The organism is Pseudomonas sp. AGC41 (assembly GCF_057334555.1).
Window position 1 is genome coordinate 16,362 of the sequence record NZ_JBHFJB010000062.1, and the last position, 507, is coordinate 16,868.

Genomic DNA, 507 nt, shown 5'->3' on the forward strand with positions numbered 1-507 from the left:
CTCCAACGCCGTGCGCGCCGACTCGCTGCACTACCGCTCGGACCTGCTGCTCAACGGCAGCATCCTGGTGGCCCTGGTCCTGGCCGGGTTCGGCTGGTATCAGCTCGATGCCTGGTTCGGCCTGGGCATCGCCGCGTACATCCTCTGGAGCGCAGTGCAGATCGCCCGGGAAAGCTTCGCCGTGCTGATGGATGAAGAGCTGCCGCCGGACGTCAGCCAGCACATGCTCGAACTGGCCTGCGCGGTGCCCGGCGTGATCGGCGCCCATGACCTGCGCACACGAATCTCCGGCAACCATTGGTTTGTGCAGCTGCACCTGGAGTTGCCCGGCGAGCTGACCCTGTCAGTGGCCCACGGCATCAGCGACCAGGCCGCCGATGCGATCCATCGCGCTTATCCAAAGGCCGAGGTGCTGGTGCATGCTGATCCGTTGGAGGTAGTAAAGCGCACCGACGCTTGATACCCGAGCACGGTCACCGTGGCGGGGGGGGGGGGGGGGGGGGGGGG

1 protein-coding gene is annotated in these 507 nt (G+C 67.3%); it reads left to right on the forward strand.

Annotated features, from left to right (window positions below):
* The coding region (locus ACE04F_RS11760) for a cation diffusion facilitator family transporter (protein WP_486106851.1) at positions 1-460 on the forward strand (460 nt) is incomplete at its 5' end.
* Positions 461-507 lie beyond the last annotated feature (47 nt).